Raw genomic sequence first — 2278 nt, 5'->3', positions numbered from 1 at the left:
ATGCGCACCATCGGGTTCGGCCGGTGCGGGCTGACCCGCGGGGACGGATGGGGGGAGAGAGTCAGGTATGGCCAGGGCGGTCAAGCTGAATCCATCGGTTCCCAGGAGACGTTGACGGGCGGGGTCGAGTTCGGCGCTCGTGAGCTGGGACAGTTTGCGCAACGGGTCTGCCTGCCATGCTGGGTCGACAGCCACGGCCGGAGTGTGTGTGAGGCCGGCTTCCTGTGCGGTGACGGGTCGGCCCAGGCGGCGAGAGAGACATTCCACCAGCAAGGCGGGCGCGGGCGGTCTGGGCTGCGTACCATCCAGCCAGCGTTGCACCGTGGTGGAGTCGTAAGACACGGACAGATCCTGCTCGGCCGCCAGTGCGCGCAGCGCACGGGCCAGCTGCGCGGGGCTTAGCCCCGCCGCTTGAATCAGCGTCTTCAGACGGGCGTTGGGTTCGCGGGACACGCTGCTTGCACCCCCTTGACCGTGCCGCCATGCAAGCGCGTGGAACCTGCTGCACCCGCTGCGGTGGCAAGCCTGTTCGAAAATGGTGGTGCTTACAAGCTTTACCACCCGCTTGAGGAGCGGGTCAGAGTCACGTCGGATGGCAAGGGGTTGTCTCGGTCAGATGCGTCGGCTGTTGCGGCTCTCGGTCAACCGCCCAATGGCCCCCCACACCAGGCGACTTGCCTGCCGCCACCGTTAGTGAGTCGGCCGTGGCCGCCCACATGCATGAGGAAAAGATGGCCAAAATGTGCTCAGCGAGTACCATTTCAGTCGACAACGCCGTGTCATGGCCTTCGTCGAAGTTCTTCAGGCGGACATTGATCAAGTGATGCCGCCTGGGGCGCAACAAGTGCGGCACGCTTGGCTATTGAGCTTCTTCAGAGTGGCTCCCGATCGGGGCAGGCGAGGCCCCCGGGCTGTTGAGCGACATGGCTCACGTCTCAACTCACGGGCCTGGAGGTCTCGTTGGCGTCCTATCCTTGCGTACGCGACCTGCCGCTCGCGCTCGTTGAGTGGGTGACCATGCTGATCGTCAGCCGTGAGGGTGACCGCCGCTGCAAGCTCCGCCCTTCTTAGCGGGCCATGGTGGCCCTGGTGTACCTGCGGGAGCACACCACGCTCGCCAAAATCGCCGCAGGCTTCCGCATCAGCGAAACCACTGCCCACGCCTACGTACACACGTGACCAGGCTGTTGGCGGACAAAGCTCCGTCCCTCACCCGTGCCCTGCGGCACGCCAAGCCGGAGTACGTCCTGGTGGACGGCACCATCGTCGAGTGCGACCGAGTCGGCGACGGACAGAAGAACTACTTCAGCAAGGCCAGACGGCACGGAGTGAACATCCAGGCCGTCACTGGCCCGGCCGGCGAACTGATCTGGTACTCGCCGGCCATGCCAGGCCGCACGGTGGACATCACCGCCGCACGTACCCACCGCATCATCACGGTGTGTGAACGCCTGAGAATTCCCGTCCTGGCGGACCAAGCCTACGAAGGAGCCGGCGGAACCGTCTGCGCACCGTTCAAACGGTACTGCGGCCGCGAGCTGACGGTGGACAGCGGGACTGCGCCAGGGTCCTGACAGGATCGGTGTGCGCAGTGACGAGACGCCTCAGCCGAGGGCGTCGGTAGCCTCTCCTCTCGGCCAGCTCTGAGCGCGTACCACGCGGCAGGCACTTCGGCTGGATCCAGCTCCCCCCAGAATGGATGGGCCGCAATCTCCCCGATGAGCTTGGCTGCGCGGCTTCGCAGCCGGGCTACTGCCGCGGCGCGGTGTGGGTCGACCGAGCTGTCGGACAAGAGGCAGGGCGAGAGCGATGGGGAGGTTTCCGGAGACTCCTGGGCGTCCCGGGGCTGCCCAGACTCAGGAGGGCCGCTGAACGCATCCGTCAGTACCTTGTGGATCTGGCGCAGTTCGATCTGAGCGTCGAGCAGTTCTCTGGGGTAACTGTAAGAGATCGCTCCCGGAACAGGTGCTTCCGATTGTCGCAGGTCAACGATACGCCCGCTCTCTTGGCTCATCTCTTCCAAAGCCCCTTCCGTTGACACGTCAGAGTCATCACAGCAAGGCAAGTGGCAATCGCGCCTGCCAGCGTCTCTGCCCCGCTAGGAGATTTCTATGCCTAGCCCCTCATCTGTGTGTGACTGCAGTTGGTCCGACGAGACCCTATGCCTTGATCAAGACGGAAAGTGAACCGCGCCGGGTTCGATAGAGACTTCAGGTTGTGGCTGTGACCTGCTGGTTTGGCTGTTGCTTGTAGTGGTTGGCCTCGTACTCGGCGGGCG

The 2278-nt window shown here is 64.4% G+C and carries 2 pseudogenes; one reads left to right on the top strand and one right to left on the bottom strand.

Annotated features, from left to right (window positions below):
* A pseudogene (locus tag ACZ7HQ_RS45160) lies at nt 1-453 on the bottom strand (hypothetical protein); the annotation flags it as partial.
* Between the two features lie 507 nt (nt 454-960).
* Between ACZ7HQ_RS45160 and ACZ7HQ_RS45155 the strand changes: the two are divergent.
* A pseudogene (locus ACZ7HQ_RS45155) lies at nt 961-1544 on the top strand (transposase); the annotation flags it as partial.
* Between the last annotated feature and the right edge of the window lie 734 nt (nt 1545-2278).

The organism is Streptomyces sp. NPDC037290 (assembly GCF_055603245.1).
Note: the sequence above shows the minus strand (reverse complement) of the source record. Positions and strands in the feature narration are given on the sequence as shown.